15 protein-coding genes, 21 tRNA genes and 2 rRNA genes are annotated in these 20139 nt (G+C 45.1%); 32 read left to right on the top strand and 6 right to left on the bottom strand.

Translation table 11 applies throughout. The features are described from left to right. From CW370_RS15975 to glgP, 28 genes are all read left to right on the top strand, one after another. Window positions 1–85: ribosomal RNA gene (locus CW370_RS15975) — 23S ribosomal RNA — on the top strand; the annotation flags it as partial. A gap of 55 nt (window positions 86–140) precedes the next feature. Further along, a 5S ribosomal RNA gene (gene rrf, locus CW370_RS15970) occupies window positions 141–256 on the top strand. 22 nt (window positions 257–278) lie between these two features. After that, window positions 279–354, top strand: a tRNA-Val gene (locus CW370_RS15965). A 32-nt stretch (window positions 355–386) separates the two neighbouring features. Further along, window positions 387–462: transfer RNA gene (locus CW370_RS15960), tRNA-Thr, on the top strand. Between the two features lie 37 nt (window positions 463–499). Further along, window positions 500–575 (top strand) — tRNA-Lys (locus tag CW370_RS15955). Window positions 576–585: 10 nt separating this feature from the next. Further along, window positions 586–672 (top strand) — tRNA-Leu (locus CW370_RS15950). Between the two features lie 5 nt (window positions 673–677). Then, a tRNA-Gly gene (locus CW370_RS15945) sits at window positions 678–752 on the top strand. Between the two features lie 14 nt (window positions 753–766). Beyond that, window positions 767–852, top strand: a tRNA-Leu gene (locus CW370_RS15940). A gap of 9 nt (window positions 853–861) precedes the next feature. Beyond that, window positions 862–938, top strand: a tRNA-Arg gene (locus CW370_RS15935). Between the two features lie 15 nt (window positions 939–953). After that, window positions 954–1030, top strand: a tRNA-Pro gene (locus CW370_RS15930). Window positions 1031–1035: 5 nt separating this feature from the next. Then, a tRNA-Ala gene (locus tag CW370_RS15925) sits at window positions 1036–1108 on the top strand. 20 nt (window positions 1109–1128) lie between these two features. Further along, window positions 1129–1205 (top strand) — tRNA-Met (locus tag CW370_RS15920). Window positions 1206–1207: 2 nt separating this feature from the next. After that, window positions 1208–1284 (top strand) — tRNA-Ile (locus CW370_RS15915). Window positions 1285–1290: 6 nt separating this feature from the next. Further along, window positions 1291–1383 (top strand) — tRNA-Ser (locus tag CW370_RS15910). A 17-nt stretch (window positions 1384–1400) separates the two neighbouring features. Further along, a tRNA-Met gene (locus CW370_RS15905) sits at window positions 1401–1477 on the top strand. A gap of 11 nt (window positions 1478–1488) precedes the next feature. After that, window positions 1489–1565: transfer RNA gene (locus tag CW370_RS15900), tRNA-Asp, on the top strand. 12 nt (window positions 1566–1577) lie between these two features. Beyond that, window positions 1578–1653 (top strand) — tRNA-Phe (locus CW370_RS15895). A 17-nt stretch (window positions 1654–1670) separates the two neighbouring features. Next, window positions 1671–1746 (top strand) — tRNA-His (locus CW370_RS15890). A 10-nt stretch (window positions 1747–1756) separates the two neighbouring features. After that, window positions 1757–1830, top strand: a tRNA-Gly gene (locus CW370_RS15885). Between the two features lie 15 nt (window positions 1831–1845). Continuing rightward, window positions 1846–1922 (top strand) — tRNA-Ile (locus CW370_RS15880). A gap of 12 nt (window positions 1923–1934) precedes the next feature. Continuing rightward, a tRNA-Asn gene (locus CW370_RS15875) sits at window positions 1935–2009 on the top strand. 3 nt (window positions 2010–2012) lie between these two features. Continuing rightward, window positions 2013–2103: transfer RNA gene (locus tag CW370_RS15870), tRNA-Ser, on the top strand. Between the two features lie 25 nt (window positions 2104–2128). Next, a tRNA-Glu gene (locus CW370_RS15865) sits at window positions 2129–2200 on the top strand. Window positions 2201–2432: 232 nt separating this feature from the next. Then, window positions 2433–4316 (top strand): 1,4-alpha-glucan branching enzyme, encoded by a 1884-nt coding sequence (gene glgB / locus CW370_RS15860; RefSeq protein ID WP_024573029.1) that lies wholly within the window; start codon window positions 2433–2435, stop codon window positions 4314–4316. Continuing rightward, window positions 4313–5455 carry a glucose-1-phosphate adenylyltransferase gene (locus CW370_RS15855; RefSeq protein WP_003229018.1) on the top strand — a complete coding sequence of 381 codons (1143 nt, stop codon included), beginning with the start codon at window positions 4313–4315 and terminating at the stop codon, window positions 5453–5455. The genes glgB and CW370_RS15855 overlap by 4 nt, the downstream gene beginning before the upstream one ends. 23 nt (window positions 5456–5478) lie before the next feature. Beyond that, window positions 5479–6510, top strand: coding sequence for a glucose-1-phosphate adenylyltransferase subunit GlgD (glgD, locus tag CW370_RS15850; protein ID WP_029946055.1), 1032 nt, complete (start codon window positions 5479–5481; stop codon window positions 6508–6510). After that, window positions 6507–7961: a glycogen synthase GlgA gene (gene glgA / locus CW370_RS15845; RefSeq protein ID WP_024573016.1), complete on the top strand. Its 1455-nt coding sequence runs from the start codon at window positions 6507–6509 to the stop codon at window positions 7959–7961. The genes glgD and glgA overlap by 4 nt, the downstream gene beginning before the upstream one ends. Continuing rightward, complete coding sequence (gene glgP, locus CW370_RS15840; RefSeq protein ID WP_029946056.1) at window positions 7948–10344, top strand: glycogen phosphorylase GlgP; 2397 nt, start codon at window positions 7948–7950, stop codon at window positions 10342–10344. The genes glgA and glgP overlap by 14 nt, the downstream gene beginning before the upstream one ends. Window positions 10345–10374: 30 nt before the next feature. Here the strand turns inward: glgP and CW370_RS15835 are convergent, their stop codons facing one another. Both CW370_RS15835 and cotI read right to left on the bottom strand, forming a co-directional pair. Then, window positions 10375–10842 carry a TspO/MBR family protein gene (locus CW370_RS15835; protein ID WP_003229024.1) on the bottom strand — a complete coding sequence of 156 codons (468 nt, stop codon included), beginning with the start codon at window positions 10840–10842 and terminating at the stop codon, window positions 10375–10377. Between the two features lie 79 nt (window positions 10843–10921). Next, entirely contained in the window at window positions 10922–11995 is a 1074-nt protein-coding gene (gene cotI / locus CW370_RS15830; RefSeq protein WP_080262694.1) for a spore coat kinase CotI, read from the bottom strand. Window positions 11996–12184: 189 nt separating this feature from the next. On the opposite strand from cotI, the gene cotSA reads away from it, so the two are divergent. The 3 genes from cotSA to CW370_RS15815 are packed head-to-tail and all read left to right on the top strand — an operon-like array spanning window position 12185 to window position 14821. After that, on the top strand, window positions 12185–13318 hold the full coding sequence (gene cotSA, locus CW370_RS15825; RefSeq protein WP_003229028.1) for a spore coat protein CotSA: 1134 nt from the start codon (window positions 12185–12187) through the stop codon (window positions 13316–13318). 14 nt (window positions 13319–13332) lie between these two features. Next, window positions 13333–14388 (top strand): spore coat putative kinase CotS, encoded by a 1056-nt coding sequence (gene cotS, locus CW370_RS15820; RefSeq protein WP_101169801.1) that lies wholly within the window; start codon window positions 13333–13335, stop codon window positions 14386–14388. Window position 14389: 1 nt separating this feature from the next. Beyond that, window positions 14390–14821, top strand: coding sequence for a hypothetical protein (locus CW370_RS15815; protein WP_024573110.1), 432 nt, complete (start codon window positions 14390–14392; stop codon window positions 14819–14821). Between the two features lie 73 nt (window positions 14822–14894). On the opposite strand, the gene CW370_RS15810 is transcribed toward CW370_RS15815, so the two are convergent. The 3 genes from CW370_RS15810 to CW370_RS15800 are packed head-to-tail and all read right to left on the bottom strand — an operon-like array spanning window position 14895 to window position 18354. Further along, window positions 14895–16118: a glycosyltransferase family 4 protein gene (locus CW370_RS15810; protein ID WP_029946480.1), complete on the bottom strand. Its 1224-nt coding sequence runs from the start codon at window positions 16116–16118 to the stop codon at window positions 14895–14897. Window positions 16119–16120: 2 nt separating this feature from the next. Then, window positions 16121–17071: an NAD-dependent epimerase/dehydratase family protein gene (locus CW370_RS15805; RefSeq protein WP_024572915.1), complete on the bottom strand. Its 951-nt coding sequence runs from the start codon at window positions 17069–17071 to the stop codon at window positions 16121–16123. After that, a complete protein-coding gene (locus CW370_RS15800) occupies window positions 17068–18354 on the bottom strand; it encodes a UDP-glucose dehydrogenase family protein (RefSeq protein ID WP_029946481.1) in 1287 nt (428 codons plus the stop codon). Before CW370_RS15800 ends, CW370_RS15805 begins: the two co-directional genes overlap by 4 nt. Before the next feature lie 171 nt (window positions 18355–18525). Between CW370_RS15800 and CW370_RS15795 the strand changes: the two genes are divergently transcribed. Next, window positions 18526–19344 (top strand): UTP--glucose-1-phosphate uridylyltransferase, encoded by an 819-nt coding sequence (locus CW370_RS15795; protein ID WP_101169800.1) that lies wholly within the window; start codon window positions 18526–18528, stop codon window positions 19342–19344. Window positions 19345–19352: 8 nt separating this feature from the next. On the opposite strand, the gene CW370_RS15790 is transcribed toward CW370_RS15795, so the two are convergent. After that, window positions 19353–20072, bottom strand: coding sequence for a yteA family sporulation protein (locus CW370_RS15790; RefSeq protein WP_003229046.1), 720 nt, complete (start codon window positions 20070–20072; stop codon window positions 19353–19355). Window positions 20073–20139 lie beyond the last annotated feature (67 nt).

The raw sequence follows: 20139 nt of genomic DNA, 5'->3' as shown, positions 1-20139 counted from the left end.
AAAGATGATCAGGTTGATAGGTCTGAGGTGGAAGTGTGGCGACACATGGAGCTGACAGATACTAATCGATCGAGGACTTAACCATATTTTTGAATGATGTCACACCTGTTATCTAGTTTTGAGAGAACACTCTCAATTTGTTTGGTGGCGATAGCGAAGAGGTCACACCCGTTCCCATACCGAACACGGAAGTTAAGCTCTTCAGCGCCGATGGTAGTCGGGGGTTTCCCCCTGTGAGAGTAGGACGCCGCCAAGCAATTGCACGTTAGTGCAAGTATGGAGGATTAGCTCAGCTGGGAGAGCATCTGCCTTACAAGCAGAGGGTCGGCGGTTCGAGCCCGTCATCCTCCACCATTTTTCATTATACATATCGGTTTTACATATATGCCGGTGTAGCTCAATTGGTAGAGCAACTGACTTGTAATCAGTAGGTTGGGGGTTCAAGTCCTCTTGCCGGCACCACTTTTATATGATATAATATTCAAGTCTCTTGTAAGAAGAGCCATTAGCTCAGTTGGTAGAGCATCTGACTTTTAATCAGAGGGTCGAAGGTTCGAGTCCTTCATGGCTCACCATTTACATGTTGCGGATGTGGCGGAATTGGCAGACGCGCTAGAATCAGGCTCTAGTGTCTTTACAGACGTGGGGGTTCAAGTCCCTTCATCCGCACCATTTCTGCGGAAGTAGTTCAGTGGTAGAACACCACCTTGCCAAGGTGGGGGTCGCGGGTTCGAATCCCGTCTTCCGCTCCAACTATACCATCCACGCCGGGGTGGTGGAATTGGCAGACACACAGGACTTAAAATCCTGCGGTAGGTGACTACCGTGCCGGTTCAAGTCCGGCCCTCGGCATTAAGTGTTGCGCCCGTAGCTCAATTGGATAGAGCGTTTGACTACGGATCAAAAGGTTAGGGGTTCGACTCCTCTCGGGCGCGCCATGATCTATATGAAATCGGGAAGTAGCTCAGCTTGGTAGAGCACATGGTTTGGGACCATGGGGTCGCAGGTTCGAATCCTGTCTTCCCGACCATTCTTGGGGCCTTAGCTCAGCTGGGAGAGCGCCTGCTTTGCACGCAGGAGGTCAGCGGTTCGATCCCGCTAGGCTCCACTTGATTTCAAAAAATATTTGGCGGTGTAGCTCAGCTGGCTAGAGCGTACGGTTCATACCCGTGAGGTCGGGGGTTCGATCCCCTCCGCCGCTACCAATGGACCTTTAGCTCAGTTGGTTAGAGCAGACGGCTCATAACCGTCCGGTCGTAGGTTCGAGTCCTACAAGGTCCACCACTATACGGAGGAATACCCAAGTCTGGCTGAAGGGATCGGTCTTGAAAACCGACAGGGGTGTCAAAGCCCGCGGGGGTTCGAATCCCTCTTCCTCCGCCATACATATTCCTAATCATCGCGGGGTGGAGCAGTTCGGTAGCTCGTCGGGCTCATAACCCGAAGGTCGCAGGTTCAAATCCTGCCCCCGCAACCAAATTTTAAAATGGTCCGGTAGTTCAGTTGGTTAGAATGCCTGCCTGTCACGCAGGAGGTCGCGGGTTCGAGTCCCGTCCGGACCGCCATTTAAATACTTAGGCTCGGTAGCTCAGTTGGTAGAGCAACGGACTGAAAATCCGTGTGTCGGCGGTTCGATTCCGTCCCGAGCCACCATTTATCAATATATTTTGGCGGTTGTGGCGAAGTGGTTAACGCACCAGATTGTGGCTCTGGCATTCGTGGGTTCGATTCCCATCAATCGCCCCAAATAAAAATTGCGGGTGTAGTTTAGTGGTAAAACCTCAGCCTTCCAAGCTGATGTCGTGGGTTCGATTCCCATCACCCGCTCCATTTCTATATCGTCATGGGCCTGTAGCTCAGCTGGTTAGAGCGCACGCCTGATAAGCGTGAGGTCGATGGTTCGAGTCCATTCAGGCCCACCATGACTTTTGTATTCCACAGTAGCTCAGTGGTAGAGCTATCGGCTGTTAACCGATCGGTCGCAGGTTCGAATCCTGCCTGTGGAGCCAAATGGAGAAGTACTCAAGTGGCTGAAGAGGCGCCCCTGCTAAGGGTGTAGGTCGTGTAAGCGGCGCGAGGGTTCAAATCCCTCCTTCTCCGCCATATGATTACAGATATCATAATTATCGGCCCGTTGGTCAAGCGGTTAAGACACCGCCCTTTCACGGCGGTAACACGGGTTCGAATCCCGTACGGGTCATCCAGAAGCCTTGCATATCCTGCAAGGTTTTTTTATTTTTATAAATCATGATATGTCTTAGATTTTGTTCTTTATTTTAAAAACAGACTACAAAAATCTCCATATATTTCGTTTTTCTTCAGAAAATGAAGTTAATTGTCTATAAGTATAAGCGCTTTCAGGAAAGGGCTTTTTTTTATTTCTTCGAATAAATACTATAAATGAAAACTATGATGTCAGAAAGGATGATTACATGGCCGCTGCCAGCCCGACAGCACATGATGTTTATCTTTTTCACGAAGGCAGTCTGTTTAAAAGCTATCAGCTGTTTGGCTCGCATTACCGCGAGCTGAATGGCAAAAGCGGATATGAATTCTGTGTGTGGGCGCCTCATGCGTCGGAAGTACGAGTGGCTGGAGATTTTAACAGCTGGTCTGGAGAAGAGCATGTGATGCACAGAGTGAATGATAATGGCATTTGGACGTTATTTATTCCAGGTATAGGAGAAAAGGAACGATATAAATATGAAATCGTGACGAATAACGGTGAGATCAGGCTGAAGGCAGATCCATACGCTATTTATTCAGAAGTCAGACCAAACACAGCGTCACTTACTTACAATTTGGAAGGGTACAGCTGGCAAGATCAAAAATGGCAAAATAAACAGAAGGCTAAGACGCTGTATGAAAAACCTGTTTTCATTTATGAACTGCATCTTGGGTCTTGGAAGAAGCATTCTGATGGCAGGCATTATTCCTATAAAGAATTAAGTCAGACGCTTATCCCTTATATCAAGGAGCATGGGTTTACCCATATTGAACTGCTTCCGGTGTATGAGCATCCATATGATCGTTCATGGGGATACCAAGGAACGGGGTATTACAGCCCGACAAGCAGGTTTGGCCCGCCGCATGATCTGATGAAGTTTGTTGATGAATGTCATCAACAAAATATCGGAGTCATTTTGGATTGGGTCCCCGGACATTTTTGTAAAGATGCACATGGCCTTTATATGTTTGATGGAGAACCGCTTTATGAATACAAAGAAGAACGTGATCGGGAGAACTGGTTATGGGGCACGGCAAACTTTGACCTGGGGAAACCGGAAGTTCATAGTTTTTTAATTTCGAATGCGTTGTACTGGGCGGAATTCTATCATATAGATGGATTTAGGGTTGATGCAGTGGCTAATATCCTGTATTGGCCAAATCAGGATGAACGCCACACGAATCCATATGCTGTTGATTTTTTAAAAAAACTCAATCAAACCATGAGAGAGACATATCCCCATGTGATGATGATTGCAGAAGATTCTACAGAATGGCCTCAAGTGACAGGTGCCGTTGAGGAAGGGGGGCTTGGTTTTCATTATAAATGGAATATGGGATGGATGAATGACGTACTGAAATACATGGAGACGCCGCCCGAAGAAAGGCGGCATTGTCATCAGCTTATCTCTTTTTCATTACTGTATGCGTTTAGTGAGCATTTTGTATTGCCGTTTTCTCATGATGAAGTCGTATACGGAAAAAAATCACTTCTTAATAAAATGCCTGGCGACTACTGGCAGAAATTTGCCCAGTATCGGCTTTTGCTGGGCTATATGACAGTGCATCCCGGAAAGAAATTGATCTTTATGGGATCAGAGTTTGCCCAATTTGATGAATGGAAAGATACAGAACAGCTTGATTGGTTTTTGGACTCCTTCCCCATGCATCAGAAAGCCAGCGTTTTTACGCAAGATCTTCTCCGCTTTTACCAAAAAAGCAAAATCCTTTATGAGCATGACCATCGTGCACAATCGTTTGAATGGATTGATGTCCATAATGACGAACAATCAATCTTTTCTTTTATTCGTTATGGCAAAAAGCACGGTGAGGCACTTGTCATCATTTGTAATTTTACACCCGTGGTCTATCATCAATATGATGTTGGAGTTCCTTTTTTCACTCAATACATTGAAGTGCTTAACAGTGACAGTGAAACATATGGAGGCTCAGGGCAAATCAACAAAAAGCCATTATCGGCCAAAAAGGGAGCACTTCATCATAAACCGTGTTATATCACGATGACCATCCCCCCTTACGGCATCTCGATTTTACGGGCGGTTAAAAAAAGAGGAGAGATAAAAAGATGAAAAAACAATGTGTAGCCATGCTCCTTGCCGGCGGGAAGGGCAGCCGTCTCAGCGGATTAACAAAAAATATGGCCAAACCGGCTGTATCTTTCGGGGGAAAATACAGGATTATTGATTTTACCCTAAGCAACTGTTCTAATTCAGGCATAGACACAGTCGGGATTTTAACGCAATATCAGCCGCTTGAGCTGAATTCCTATATTGGGATCGGCAGTGCATGGGACCTGGATAGATATAATGGCGGCGTGACGGTTTTACCCCCTTATGCCGAATCATCAGAAGTCAAGTGGTATAAAGGGACGGCAAGCGCCATTTATGAAAATCTCAATTATTTGAATCAATATGATCCTGAGTATGTACTGATTTTATCAGGAGATCACATATACAAAATGGACTACGGCAAAATGCTTGATTATCACATTGAAAAGAAAGCAGATGTGACCATCTCTGTCATCGAAGTGGGCTGGGAGGAAGCAAGCCGGTTCGGCATCATGAAGGCCAATCCAGATGGGACGATCACACATTTTGATGAAAAGCCCAAATTCCCTAAGAGCAATCTTGCCTCAATGGGGATTTATATATTCAATTGGCCGCTTTTGAAACAGTATCTTGAGATGGACGATCAAAACCCTTATTCTAGCCACGACTTCGGCAAAGACATTATTCCTCTGCTTTTGGAGGAGAAAAAGAAGCTTTCTGCTTATCCGTTCAAGGGATATTGGAAGGATGTCGGAACAGTGCAGAGCTTGTGGGAAGCCAATATGGATTTGTTAAAAGAGGACTCGGAGCTGAAGCTGTTTGAACGCAAATGGAAAATTTACTCCGTCAATCCAAATCAGCCTCCGCAATTTATTTCATCTGATGCGCAGGTTCAAGATTCGCTTGTGAACGAAGGTTGTGTTGTATATGGAAATGTGTCTCACTCCGTTCTTTTTCAAGGTGTGACTGTTGGTAAGCATACGACTGTTACATCATCCGTCATAATGCCGGATGTGACGATTGGGGAGCATGTAGTCATTGAAAATGCCATCGTTCCTAATGGGATGGTGCTGCCGGATGGCGCAGTGATTCGCTCCGAAAAAGACATTGAAGAGGTGCTGCTCGTTTCAGAGGAATTTGTAGAAAAAGAATTGATTTAATTACTGAAGAGGGGGCAGAGTCAGTGTTCAATAATCAAATGTTAGGTGTTATAGATGAAACCACATATAAGCATTCTCTTCAGGATTTAACAGCACAGCGGTCGCTCGGGGCGATCCCTTTTGCCGGCAGGTACCGACTGATTGATTTTATGCTTTCCAACATGGTGAATGCGGATATTAGGAGTGTTGCAATTTTTCCGAAGTATCGTTACCGTTCGCTCATGGATCACCTTGGGGCGGGTAAGGAATGGGATTTGCACCGGAAAAAGGACGGCCTCTTTTTTTTCCCGTCTCCCCATCTTCATCACGAATACGATGAATTCGGTTCCTTTCGCCAGTTTTCGGACCATCTAGATTACTTCCACAGAAGCACTCAGCAATATGCTGTAATCTCCAACAGCCATACCGTATGCAACATTCAATTTCAATATGTGCTGAAACGCCATCAGGAGGTTGGCTGCGACGTCACCGAGGTATTTCAGGACGGCCAGTCGCTGCAAATCTATATCATGTCAACAACGCTTTTAAAGGATCTGATCTACGGACATAGCGAAAAAGGCTATAAAACCATTCAGGAGGCTGTTGAAAAGGAATCTTCCGCCCTGACCATTTGCCCTTATGAATATTCGGGTTATGCCGCTGTCATTGATTCGGTGGAAAAATATTATACCCACAGTATGGAGCTCATTCAGCCTCGTTTTTGGCAGCAGGTGTTTTTGCCGCAGCAGCCGATCTATACAAAAGTGAAGGATGAGCCGCCTACGAAATACGGAAAGCACAGCACTGTCAAAAATTCTTTGGTGGCAAACGGCTGTGTGCTTGAAGGAGAGGTTGAAAACTGCATTTTGTTCAGGGCGGTTCATGTCGGAAAGGGTACGAAGCTGAAAAACTGTATTATTATGCAAAAAACGCAGATTGGCGAGGATTGTCTTCTTGAGCAGGTCATTTCGGATAAGGACGTTAAAATCGGCAAGGCGACGGAAGCTGCTGGAACAGTTGACCAGCCGCTTGTATTAAGAAAAGGTTTGGTGCAAGGAGAGCTGATGAATTCTTGAAGATATTATTTGCTGTGTCAGAATGCGCCCCATTTGTTAAATCAGGAGGTCTTGCCGATGTAGCAGGTGCTCTGCCAAAGGCGCTTGCTCGATTAGGCAATGAGGTAGCTGTGATGCTGCCGAAGTACAGCCAAATACCTGAACCGTGGAAAAAGCGTATGAAAAAACAGGCTGAGTGTACCGTAGCTGTCGGCTGGCGTCAGCAATATTGCGGAATTGAACATATGGCCAAAGATGATGTGAATTATTACTTCATCGACAATGAGTACTATTTCAACAGGGATTCGTTGTACGGGCATTATGATGACGGTGAGCGGTTTGCCTTTTTTTCAAGAGCTGTACTGGAGGCTGCCAAAGTTGTGAATGTTCAAGCCGATATTGTTCATACTCACGATTGGCATACAGCGATGGTCAATTATTTGCTGAAAGAGGAGTACAGAAAACATCCTTTTTATGAATGGATGAAAAGCGTGCTCACGATCCACAACCTGCAGTTTCAAGGTATTTTCCCTCCTGATGTCACACATGACTTGCTGGGTCTTGAGATGGATCATTTTCATTATGAAAGGTTAGAATGCAACGGATTTGTTAATTTTATGAAGGCGGGCATCATTGCGGCTGATCATGTGACAACTGTGAGCCCCACTTACAGAAATGAAATCATGACGCCGTATTATGGTGAGCAGTTGGAACAGGTTTTGCAATATAGGGAAGATGATGTAACCGGCATATTAAATGGCATTGATGATACGTTCTATCAGCCGAAAAGCGACCCTTATATAGAGGCGCAATACGATTCAGGGGATCTTGCATGCAAGCTAGAAAACAAAACGAAGCTTCAGCAGCGGATGGGGCTTCCAGAGAAAAACGATATTCCGCTGATCAGTATGGTGACAAGGCTCACTAAACAAAAGGGGCTTGATCTTGTCCGCAGAATTATGCACGAACTTCTTGAGGAGCAAGACATACAGCTGATTGTGCTAGGCACAGGAGAACGTGAATTTGAGGATTATTTCCGGTATGCAGAATTTGCTTTTCATGAGAAGTGCCGGGCTTATATCGGGTTTGATGAGCCGCTAGCCCATCAAATTTATGCGGGCTCTGATATGTTTTTGATGCCGTCGAAATTTGAGCCGTGCGGTTTGGGGCAGCTCATTGCTCTTCAATATGGCGCCATTCCGATTGTCAGGGAAACGGGCGGTCTTTACGACACTGTCCGTGCCTATCAGGAGGAAGAGGGAACGGGCAATGGCTTTACGTTTTCCGCCTTTAATGCGCATGATCTGAAATTTACGATAGAAAGGGCGCTGTCGTTTTATCGCCAACAGGATGTATGGAAGAGCATCGTGAAGACCGCTATGAATGCAGATTACAGCTGGGGGAAGTCGGCTAAAGAGTATCAGCGTATTTTCGAGCAGGTGACAAGGAGTGGACGGGATGTTCTCGAGTAAAGAACGCTTTGCAGACTTATTTTTAAAGCGTCTGGAAATGACGTGCGGAAAAAGCTTTAAAGATTCTGCCAAGCTGGATCAATATAAAACGTTGGGCAATATGGTCAGAGAGTATATCAGCGCTGATTGGATCGAGACGAATGAAAAAAGCAGATCAAATTCCGGGAAGCAGACATATTATTTATCAATCGAATTTCTGCTCGGTCAGCTCCTTGAGCAAAACTTAATGAATCTTGGTGTTCGTGATGTTGTAGAAGCTGGTTTAAAGGAAATCGGCATCAATTTAGAGGAGATCCTTCAGATAGAGAACGATGCAGGTCTCGGCAATGGCGGACTTGGGCGCTTGGCCGCTTGCTTTTTAGATTCGCTTGCTTCGTTGAACCTGCCTGGGCACGGGATGGGCATACGTTATAAGCATGGTTTGTTTGAGCAAAAAATTGTAGACGGGCATCAGGTGGAGCTGCCTGAGCAATGGCTGAAAAACGGGAACGTATGGGAAGTAAGGAATGCGGATCAAGCAGTGGACGTGCCGTTTTGGGGCGAAGTCCATATGACAGAAAAAAGCGGGCGCCTGCATTTTCGCCACGAACAAGCGACAATTGTTACCGCTGTTCCTTATGATATCCCGATTATCGGCTATGAAACAGGCACTGTCAACACGTTAAGGCTTTGGAACGCTGAGCCCTATGCGCATTATCACGGCGGTAATATTTTGTCTTATAAGCGAGAAACAGAAGCGGTTTCTGAATTCTTATATCCCGATGACACCCATGATGAGGGAAAAATTTTACGGCTGAAGCAGCAGTATTTTTTAGTATGCGCAAGCTTAAAAAGCATTGTGAACAATTACCGAAAAACACATAAATCTTTATCCGGCCTGCATAAAAAAGTGAGCATTCATATTAATGACACTCACCCTGCGCTTGCGGTGCCTGAGCTGATGCGGATTTTGCTCGATGAAGAGAACATGAGCTGGGAAGAAGCTTGGCATATCACTGTACATACGATTTCTTATACAAATCATACAACATTGTCAGAAGCGCTCGAGAAATGGCCGATTCATTTGTTTAAGCCGCTGCTCCCGCGAATGTACATGATTATTGAAGAGATCAATGAGAGGTTTTGCCGCGCAGTTTGGGAAAAGTATCCGGGAGACTGGAAAAGGATAGAGGACATGGCGATTACAGCGCATGGTGTTGTCAAAATGGCTCATCTGGCCATAGTAGGCAGTTACAGTGTAAATGGCGTTGCAAAAATACATTCCGATATATTAATGGAAAGGGAGATGCGCGACTTTCACTGGCTGTTTCCGAATCGTTTTAACAATAAGACGAATGGAATTGCCCACAGGCGCTGGCTGTTAAAAGCGAATCCAGGCTTGTCTGCCATCATTACAGAGGCGATCGGCGATGAATGGGTCAAACAGCCGGAATCACTGATCCGTTTAGAACCGTACGCCACTGATCCTGCATTTATTGAACAGTTTCAAAACAACAAAAGCAAGAAAAAACAAGAGCTTGCCGATTTGATTTTTTGCACGGCCGGGGTGGTTGTGAACCCTGACAGCATATTCGACGTACAGGTGAAACGGCTTCATGCATATAAACGGCAGCTGCTGAATGTTCTTCACATTATGTATTTGTATAACCGCCTCAAGGAGGACGCCGGGTTTTCAATCTACCCGCAAACCTTTATTTTCGGGGCAAAGGCTTCACCAAGCTATTATTATGCCAAGAAAATCATTAAGCTGATCCATTCTGTCGCAGAAAAAGTCAATTATGATCCGGCAGTCAAACAGCTGATCAAAGTTGTTTTTTTAGAAAATTATAGAGTTTCTATGGCTGAGCGAATTTTTCCGGCATCAGACGTAAGTGAGCAAATTTCAACCGCAAGCAAGGAAGCGTCTGGTACAGGGAATATGAAGTTTATGATGAACGGGGCTTTGACGATCGGCACGCATGACGGCGCAAATATCGAGATCCTTGAGCGGGTGGGCCCTGATTGTATTTACACGTTCGGCTTAAAGGCGGATGAGGTTCTATCGTATCAGGAAAACGGCGGCTATAGATCGAGGGAATATTATCAGCATGACAGAAGAATCAGGCAGGTAGCGGATCAGCTGATCAATGGTTTTTTTGAAGGAGAGGCAGATGAATTTGAATCGATCTTTGACTCGCTGCTTCCGCATAATGATGAGTATTTTGTGCTGAAGGATTTCAGCTCATATGCAGATGCACAGGAGCGAATTCAAGCTGATTATCGGGAGCGAAGGAAATGGTCTGAGCGTTCGATTGTAAACATTGCTCATTCTGGATATTTCTCCAGCGACCGCACGATCCGGGAATATGCGAAGGACATTTGGGGCATCAAGCCGATGATGTGAAAAAGCCGCTGTATAAGCGGCTTTTTTTGTTCACAGATTCATTGAATTGATTGTAAAGGATAAGAACGTCGCAAATGCACTCCATAAAAAATAAGGCAAAAGAAGATAGCTTGCGGCTCTGCTGTATTTTTTGGCAATGATCAGTAATACGATTGCTGTGATGGCGACAAGCAGGCAGTCAAGCGATGCAGCCAGCAGATTTTTTTGCGTAAACTGGAAATAGCTGAAGGCTTGATTGAGCACGTAATTTATCAAAAGTGTAAACCAAAAGCTTTTCGCACCTTTAAATGAAAACGCAGCATATACAATGGCTGCTGAAAGGGAGATCAGGGCAAACAGGATGGCCCAAATGATGCCGATCGCAGTTCCGCTTGGCGTCCAGTCCGGTTTTTTCAATGAATTGTACCATTCTTGGTCCACAGGAAACAGGTAGCCTGCGGCTGAAAACAGCGCATATGTAATCACAAAAACGGCTAAAGCGCCGACAATCTTTTTCATATTTGCAACCTCCGCATGTATTTATTTACCCTTTATCTTATAAAGATCAAACCCCCGATATGCGGGGGAAATGATGGTCTTAAATAAGCTGCTTCAATGCGTTTGCTTTAATGCGTTCATACTCAAAAGCTGATTCTAATTCTTCCTTCGGTAAAGCCGACTTGCGGACGTATTTTTCGCGAATGACATCGTAAAGCTCGTAAGGAAACAGCATATCAATAAACATGACTTGTTTTTGTTCTTCAGTTAATGGGGCTCTGGATTCGTATGCGTTCAGCATGACATTAAATGTTTCTTCATCCCAAACGCCCGTCGTATCCAAAAGCGGAATAATCATTTTGCGCAAATCGCGAATAGGCAGATCAAATGAAACGGTATCTAAGTCAATGACCCAAATCTGTTCATTTTCCCCTAAGAGTGTATTTCCGGTTCCGTAATCCTGGTGGCAAAGGTTAGGGCTTTTTTTCAGCTGTTCAGTCCATGGAACATAGGTCGACTGCAAAAGCCGGTCTTTGATGCGCAGCCCGTCTTCAATAAAGCCATCTATCTCCTGAAGATAAAGCTGTGAGAAAGGATCTTCATTTTCCGCCTCCGCCATCAGCTTCCACGTTTCCATCTGTTTGCATCGTTTCGTGTAGTGATTCGGCCAGCGACCTAATTTGGTAAATACGGGAACGCCATTTGGCGGCTGATATCCGACGGAAGCTGTATGAAAATCAGCAAGGCCTTTCATGATAAACTCCAAGTCCTGCTTTACAGTCAGCTCAAACGGCCTTCCTTCGATCCAGTCATATACGACAAATAGAAATGAGCCGTGCTTAGAATATAGGCTACCTTTTTTGTTTGGGAGTATGCCAGGAACATTCATGCCTTTTTTTGCTAAATAGTCCTGCGCGAAAATGGAAAACAACGCTTTCTTTTCTGGCCTGTGTATTCGTTTTAGACAAACCGCGCCGGAGTCTGTGTGGACCTTCCAGACAAGCGCCATCTGGTTTCCCTGAATGACGTCTATTTTTTCAGCCTGCACATCCCATCCTTGAAGCACATTTTCAGCCAGCTCCGTTAATTTTTTTGCATCTTCTGCTGATAAAGGAAGCTCTGATGAATTCCCCTCCTCAATGACTTCATGGTTTTCTGCCATTAAAGGACACATCCTTACCTGTTTTACTCCTACCTTATGAATCAAAAGGAAAAAATGATTGAGTTATTTGACTATATTTAATAGATGAATCTGGTTGTTTACCCGTTTTGTTTTTAGGGCAGTCCCATTCCGCACAAGTTGGTTGTTCAGCCGTATCATGATTCTAACTAGTTAAAAATCATGCAGGAATGGAGGCTATGTATGAAAATAGCACTGATCGCCACAGAGAAGCTTCCTGTCCCATCGGTTCGAGGAGGCGCCATTCAAATCTACCTCGAAGCGGTTGCCCCTTTAATTGCCAAAAAACATGAGGTGACTGTGTTTTCTATTAAAGATCCGAATCTCGCTGATAGAGAGAAGGTAGACGGTGTCCATTATGTGCATTTGGATGAAGACCGTTATGAAGAAGCCGTTGGAGCAGAGCTGAAAAAGAGCCGTTTTGATCTTGTGCATGTTTGTAATCGCCCAAGCTGGGTTCCGAAATTGAAGAAACAGGCGCCGGATGCTGTTTTTATTTTAAGCGTTCACAATGAAATGTTCGCTTACGATAAAATCAGCCAGGCGGAAGGCGAGATTTGCATCGACTCCGTAGCGCAGATTGTTACGGTCAGCGATTATATCGGACAGACGATCACAAGCCGTTTTCCGTCAGCACGATCAAAAACAAAAACGGTGTATTCTGGTGTGGATTTAAAAACGTACCACCCTCGCTGGACGAATGAAGGGCAGCGGGCTCGCGAAGAGATGCGTAGCGAGCTGGGGCTTCACGGCAAAAAAATCGTCTTGTTTGTCGGCCGGCTTAGCAAAGTCAAAGGCCCGCACATATTATTGCAGGCTTTGCCGGACATCATTGAGGAGCACCCCGATGTCATGATGGTGTTTATCGGGTCAAAATGGTTCGGAGATAATGAATTAAATAACTATGTTAAACATCTTCATACCCTTGGTGCGATGCAAAAGGATCATGTCACATTTATTCAATTTGTGAAGCCAAAGGACATTCCGCGCCTTTATACCATGTCAGATGTATTTGTATGCTCTTCGCAATGGCAGGAGCCTTTAGCAAGGGTGCATTATGAAGCGATGGCTGCGGGACTTCCTATTATTACAAGCAATCGGGGAGGCAATCCAGAGGTCATAGAGGAAGGGAAAAACGGCTACATCATTCATGACTTTGAAAATCCTAAACAATATGCCGAACGTATCAATGATTTGCTGAGCAGTTCGGAAAAGCGGGAACGGCTTGGGAAATACAGCCGCCGTGAGGCAGAAAGCAATTTTGGCTGGCAGAGGGTGGCTGAAAATCTGCTCAGCGTCTATGAAAAGAACAGATAGAAGGGGTGAACAGAGTGTACCAAAAAGAGCATGAAGAACAGATTGTGTCCGAAATTCTCAGCTATTATCCGTTTCATATCGACCATGTGGCGCTGAAATCGAACAAAAGCGGGCGCAAAATCTGGGAAGTCGAAACTGATCATGGCCCAAAGCTGCTAAAAGAAGCGCAACTGAAACCGGAGCGGATGCTTTTTATCACTCAGGCACACGCCCATTTACAAGAGAAAGGGCTGGCTATAGCGCCGATTCATCAAACAAAAAATGGCGGTAGCTGCTTGGGCACGGATCAGGTTTCTTACAGCTTATATGACAAAGTGACAGGAAAAGAAATGATTTACTATGATGCAGAGCAAATGAAAAAAGTCATGTCATTTGCCGGCCATTTTCAACATGCCTCAAAAGGATATGTTTGCACAGATGAAAGCAAGAAGAGAAGCAGGCTGGGAAAATGGCACAAATTGTACCGTTGGAAGCTGCAGGAACTGGAGGGGAATATGCAGATCGCAGCATCCTATCCTGATGACGTATTTTCGCAAACTTTCTTAAAACATGCTGATAAAATGCTGGCAAGAGGAAAAGAAGCTTTCAGAGCGCTTGATGACTCAGAATACGAAACCTGGACAAAAGAGACGCTCGAGCATGGCGGATTCTGTTTTCAGGATTTTACATTGGCACGTTTGACTGAGATCGAAGGGGAGCCTTTTTTAAAGGAGCTTCACTCGATTACCTACGATTTGCCGTCAAGAGACCTTCGTATTCTGCTGAATAAAGTGATGGTTAAGCTTTCTGTATGGGATACTGATTTCATGGTTGCACTGCTTGCGGCCTACGACGCAGTGTATCCGCTCACAGAAAAACAGTACGAGGTACTTTGGATTGATCTCGCGTTTCCGCATTTGTTCTGTGCAATCGGGCACAAATATTATTTGAAGCAAAAGAAAACATGGTCAGATGAGAAGTATAACTGGGCGCTGCAAAACATGATTTCTGTTGAAGAATCTAAAGATTCGTTTTTGGATAAACTGCCGGAACTGTATAAAAAGATAAAAGCGTATCGGGAGGCGAATTGACATGAGGTCATCGAGACAAAAAGCCTCTATTTCTAAACTGGATCTCGACCAATTCGTATTTACACCGCCTGGACCGATGGGGTGGCAGGCTCATGACTCAATGTCAGCTGAGAAGGAAGAAGAGGAGAAGCATTTAGATGTGGGCAGCATTCGAGAGCTCCCTCACATCAATGCACCGAAAGAATATCAAAAAGAAACGAAGGAAAAGGAAACAGATCACAAAATCTTCGATGATGAAGAAGAAACAAAATTCGAAACCACTCTGGAGCCTGAGGAGGAGCGTGATTCGAAACGCTCAGCGCCCCCATATGAAGAAGAGGATGAAGATGAAGAACCAGACTTAGCGGAAGAAGCTAAAGTGGAAATCATCATTCTTCCAAGTGAATCTAAACCAGCTCCATGGTTTTCTCAAACCGTAAAGCGCAAGGCATAAAGTCACATTTATGCCTTTTTTTAAGTTCTCTGCAGCGAAAAAACAGCCCGTTTTGCAACACGAGCTGTAGGTTTTATGTTTTTGCTTTCACAAAAAGCTGATTGATAGATGATAAATCAAAATTTTGCGTCAGAAAAGGCGGCGGAAATTGTTTGTTTTTCGGGGTCAGAACGGATTGGTAAACAGTATTGAGCCTTTTGGCAGCATGGGTAAAGGTAAATAAAGCTTCTACATGCTTTCGGGCGTTTTTTGTCATTTTGTTCATTAATTCTTGATCTGTAAAGGCTCTGTCAATTGCTTTTGCAAATGAAGAAGGTTTGTTGTATCTGTCGATGACAAGGCCAGTGACTTCGTGTTTTACGACTTCACCGTTTCCGCCCCGGTTTGTGGTAATTAAGGGCGTGCCGGCCGCCATTGCTTCATAATTCACACGGGCGAGGGGTTCGTTCCACTGAGAGCTGCACACAAATACATCTGCCATCAGAAATAGGTTTGGGATGTCGTCTGCGGGAATGAATTTTGTAAAGATTATGTGGTCTCTGTATGGCAGCGCCAGCGTGCGCAGATAGGTGACATATTGGTTTTCGCTGTCATCGCTGAACCACTTCCCGCCTGCTATGACCAGTACAGCATCAGGGTGCTGCTGCAAAATCCGTCTCATGCTGTGAATGAGAAGGTGAGGTCCTTTTGTCGGGCTTAAGCGGCCGGCGAATAAAATAACTTTTTTATCTTCAATACCGTATTTTTTCCGGTATGTTTTTCTGACAGCCGAGCCTTTCATCGTCCAGACGGGCGGATAAGAGTTTAAATCAACGCCGGAATACACAACTTTTGTGATGTCCTCGGCTTCAGGGAAACGTTCAATGACGGTTTGTTTAATAAATTCGCTCACAGTTGTGATCATGGAGACATTGTCGAGTACTTCTTTTCCTTGCGCGAAGGTCATTTTTTTTTCTGAAAACATTTCGTTATGCAGGCTCAGAACGATCTTGCTGTGTGGTGAGGCTTTTTTATATAAAGAGACATTTAAAGGCCTGTTGAACACATGAATGAGGTCAAAGGAAGAGGCTCGCAGCTCTTCGGCTACCGCCTCGCGGTAATGTTCTTTTGGCAGATGGATATAATGTACGCCGTCTTTTGTTTCTCTATTTGGGAGCGATGGATCTTCTATTGAAAAAATGGTCAGGTCGTACCTGCTGCTGAAATAGGGCGTGACACCGTCAATCATCATTTGAATAGCGCCGCCGCGTACTGCGGGCGCCGGCAGCTTTTCTGTACAGATAAAGGCAAGCTTCATTTTTATTCCCCCTGATACAGCGACGATAAATAGGCGATTTCGTTGGTCAAGCCATCCTTTAAGGATGTGGCGGGATTATAATGCAAGAGCTGTTTTGCTTTTGAAATATCCGCCCACGTGTTGCTCGGTTCCCCTGCTATTTTGTCCGAAAAGTGCAGTGTTGCTTTTCTCCCGGAAATATCCTCAATGAGGGAGACAACTTTTAAGACTGAGGCACGCTCTGCGCCGCCGATATTTACTGTTTCACCAATAAGGTGGGGTTTCCCAAGAACAGCGGTGATGCCTTTGACACAGTCGCTGATATAAGTGAAATCTCTTGACTGCTGCCCATCACCGAAGATGGTAAGCGGCTTTTGCTGAAGGTGCTGCTTAATGAGCCGGTGAAAAGCCATATCCGGCCGCTGTCTTGGCCCGTATACGGTAAAAAAACGGAGAATCACAATTGGAATGCCAAAGCTCTGTTTATACACATGGCAAAGCTTTTCTCCCGTAAGCTTTGTTACCCCGTACGGAGATAAAGGAGAAAGCGACGTGTTTTCGCTGACTTTTCCTTGTTTTTCGCCATAGACGGAAGAGGTGGATGCAAAGACGAACGTTTGAATAGAATGTTCCCGGCACGCCTCGAGGAGCCTTTGGAGCGCTTGGATATTATGTGCGGCATATGGGTGAAAATGATTGCCCCAGCTTGAGCGGACACCCGGTATGGCCGCCAAATGAAAGATGACGTCCACTCCTTCCAGTAAGGGAGCAAGATCCGCTGTCAGCAGATTTTCCTTTATGAACGTAAATCGCTTTTCCGGCAGCAGGTTTTTAAGGTTTTTTAATTTCAAGGAAAATGGAGTAGGACCGATAAAGTCATCGATTCCAATAACGTTATGTTTCTTATCTTTTAGTAATTCTTCGCAGAGGTGGGAGCCGATAAAGCCCGCTGCTCCCGTGACGAGTATTTTCATGGACGGCCAACTCCCGTACAGATCAGGCCGCAAGCCTCGATCAGTTCTTTTTTTAGTACGTTGCGTCCGTCAATCACAAGACGCCCTTTCATGATATCTGCAGCCTTTTTCCAATCAAACGCTAAAAACTCAGGCCATTCTGTCGCCAAAAATAAAAAGTCACTCTCTTCGATCGCATCAAAAGCTTGAGAATGCTGAGTTACATGTTGCCGCAAATGTTCTGGAAGTACAGCTTCAGGATCATATGCATGAACATCACATCCCAGCTCCGCCAGCCTTTCCATCAGTCTGACAGCCTGAGAATTCCGGATGTCATCAGTATTCGGTTTGAAGGAAATGCCGAGTACAGCCGCTTTCTTGCCTTGAAGTGTTTCGAAGAATGACTGTATTTTTTTGATATACAGGCCAAGCTGGGTGTCATTAATGTGCTGCACGGCCCGGAGCAGGAAGGTCTCCGTGTTTTTTTCCTGGGCAGCAAATTGCAGCGCCTGCAGATCCTTTGGAAAACAAGAGCCTCCGTATCCGATGCCTGCCTGCAAAAAGTGCTTCCCGATCCTTGGGTCTAGACCGATAGCGCGGGAAATATCTGAGATATCTGATTGATAGGCTTCACATATGCGGGCCATTTCGTTAATGAACGAAATTTTGGCCGCTAAAAAGAAATTGTTGGCATATTTGATCAGCTCTGCTCCCGCTAAGCTTGTAACGATAAAAGGGGTATCAATGTGTTTGTAAATGGATTTGACGATGGCTGCCGATACGTGATCTTCTTCCTGAACACCGATGACTGTTTTGTCAGGATGCAGCATGTCATATAAGGCATTGCCTTCCCGCAGAAACTCCGGATTGGATACGATATTAAAGAGGTTTTTAGACACTCCGGAGGCAATCAGCTGTTTTGCTATGTTTTCATTTGTCCCGGGCGGAACAGTGCTTTTCGTAATAATGGTTTTATACGATCGGATCGCCTCGCTTAAATCACCGATGACGGACTGCAGGGCTTTCGTATCAGCTGATCCGTCCGAACGCGGCGGAGTTCCGACTGCGATAAAAATAACGGGACATTCCTCCATGCTCGATTTCACTTCAGAAGAAAACGAGAGATTGCCGCAACGAAGTATTGCATCTGAAAGCCCAGGCTCGTAAAAGGGAATGACTCCTTTTTTCAGCTGCCCGATTTTTTTGACGTCTTTGTCTGTGCATATCATGTCATGTCCGATGGATGCCAGTGCCGCTGATAGGGTTAAACCGACATACCCGGCGCCAACCACACAAATTTTCATCACCTGAGCTCCTTTACAAGATTACTGGTCATATATCAATATCCTATTAAAAAAGGGCTGGTTCGTGATTCCGCTTTCTGCCCAGTTGCTTCCGCCTAATTTCAGATGTACAAACATCGGGATGCGCTCTTGGAATATCATGTAATAAACATGAGCTGAGGGGAAAATACCATGATAAAAAAAGCGATCATTCCTGCAGGCGGATTCGGCACGAGAAATCTGCCGGTGACGAAGGTGATTCCGAAAGAAATGTTTCCAGTAGGATCTAAGCCTGTGATTCATTATCTTGTTGAAGAATTAAAGGAGTCAGGCATTGAGGACATTTTGATGGTTGTATCGAGCCATAAAAATCTGATTGTCGACTATTTTGATTCCTCTTTGGCACTTGAGGCTTTTTTGGCCTCTAAGAATAAACTGCATTTACTTAGAGAGCATCCCATTCCGGATATACGGATTCACTATGTGCGCCAGCCTTATGCAAAGGGTCTTGGCGACGCCATTTCTTTCGGAAAGCAATTTGCAGGCGGAGAGCCTTTTGCCGTCGTTTTGCCAGATGATCTGATTTTTTCCGCCAATCAGCCGGCTTTGGGGCAGCTGATTGAAGCATATACGAAATATCAGTCCAGTGTAATCGGCTTAAAAGAAACAAAAACGGAGGATTTACATCATTACGGGGTGATAAAAGGGGAGCCTGTTGAAAAAGGGCTTTATCGCATACAGGATATTGTGGAAAAGCCTAAACAAAACCCTCCGTCTCATTTTGCAGCAGCAGGGCGTTATATTTTCACACCGGATATTTTTAATGAGCTGGAGGCATTAGAAGCTGGCAGCGGAGGAGAAGTGCAGGTAACGGATGCGATAAAAGCTTCGCTCGGGGCATGTACCGTATACGGGAAATTGCTAGAGGGCGAGCGGTATGACATCGGTCTGCAAAAGGATTATCTGAAGCTAATTTACGATATGCTGAAAACGGAAAAGAACCCCCAATAATCGGGGGTTCAATCAGCGTGGAGATCGCCGAATGTGGTCATGATTCCCTCTTCGTCAAGTTCTTCTTCATAGCGCTCATGGGCTCTGCTTTGATAAACGGTAATTTCTTTTCCAGTGATATCTGTAGCGATGAAATTTTCGTAAGACTCCGTATTGCCGATATTCTCTTCGGCATTCATCGTCATATCATCATAGCTGAGCGGAGGGTTTTCCATATCCTGCGGCGTTTGTGAGTTCCCATATTTTTCGACATCCTGATAGGAATCCTCACTGTCATATGGCGCTCTGATTTCTTCATCATCATCAAATTCAAATTGCCCGAATGGTGTTTCTTCTTCAATCGGACGGTCTTTGGAAACCACGTCCTGTGACGAATACTCCGCGAGGGTTGTGGCAGTCGGAAGCGCTTCAAGTCGTTCGAAAGGGATTTCCTTTCCGCTGACTTCACAAATGCCATACGTACCGTTTTCTATCGCCTTCAATGAATGCTCAATGTCCCGAAGGTGCTCTCGCTCATGCAAGTCTAGAGCGATGTCTTTCTCACGCTCGTAAAGTTCTGTCGCCTGATCGCCGGGATGGTTGTCGTATGCCGAAAGCTCACCCCACGAATCATAAGGAAAGGCTGAGTTAAGCTGAAAATGATCATTGTCTTTGAAACGGTTTAAGATATCTTTTTTCGTTTGTTCCAGTTCATTTTTTAAATGCTGAAGCTGTTCTTTCGTAAGCAATGTGATCGCCTCGTTTCTCTGTGATGCATACCTTTAGTATGAACAGATCGCCTGAGAACTTTCATAA

The organism is Bacillus sp. SN32 (assembly GCF_002837495.1).
Lineage (GTDB): Bacteria > Bacillota > Bacilli > Bacillales > Bacillaceae > Bacillus > Bacillus subtilis.
Note: the sequence above shows the minus strand (reverse complement) of the source record. Positions and strands in the feature narration are given on the sequence as shown.

Bases quoted from the DNA above. Each gene is read 5' to 3' on its own strand.
- glgB (WP_024573029.1), top strand. From the start codon at position 2,433: ATGGCCGCTGCCAGCCCGACAGCACATGATGTTTATCTTTTTCACGAA.
- CW370_RS15855 (WP_003229018.1), top strand. From the start codon at position 4,313: ATGAAAAAACAATGTGTAGCCATGCTCCTTGCCGGCGGGAAGGGCAGC.
- glgP (WP_029946056.1), top strand. From the start codon at position 7,948: ATGTTCTCGAGTAAAGAACGCTTTGCAGACTTATTTTTAAAGCGTCTG.
- CW370_RS15835 (WP_003229024.1), bottom strand. From the start codon at position 10,842: ATGAAAAAGATTGTCGGCGCTTTAGCCGTTTTTGTGATTACATATGCG.
- cotI (WP_080262694.1), bottom strand. From the start codon at position 11,995: ATGTGTCCTTTAATGGCAGAAAACCATGAAGTCATTGAGGAGGGGAAT.
- cotSA (WP_003229028.1), top strand. From the start codon at position 12,185: ATGAAAATAGCACTGATCGCCACAGAGAAGCTTCCTGTCCCATCGGTT.
- CW370_RS15815 (WP_024573110.1), top strand. From the start codon at position 14,390: ATGAGGTCATCGAGACAAAAAGCCTCTATTTCTAAACTGGATCTCGAC.
- CW370_RS15810 (WP_029946480.1), bottom strand. From the start codon at position 16,118: ATGAAGCTTGCCTTTATCTGTACAGAAAAGCTGCCGGCGCCCGCAGTA.
- CW370_RS15805 (WP_024572915.1), bottom strand. From the start codon at position 17,071: ATGAAAATACTCGTCACGGGAGCAGCGGGCTTTATCGGCTCCCACCTC.
- CW370_RS15800 (WP_029946481.1), bottom strand. From the start codon at position 18,354: ATGAAAATTTGTGTGGTTGGCGCCGGGTATGTCGGTTTAACCCTATCA.
- CW370_RS15795 (WP_101169800.1), top strand. From the start codon at position 18,526: ATGATAAAAAAAGCGATCATTCCTGCAGGCGGATTCGGCACGAGAAAT.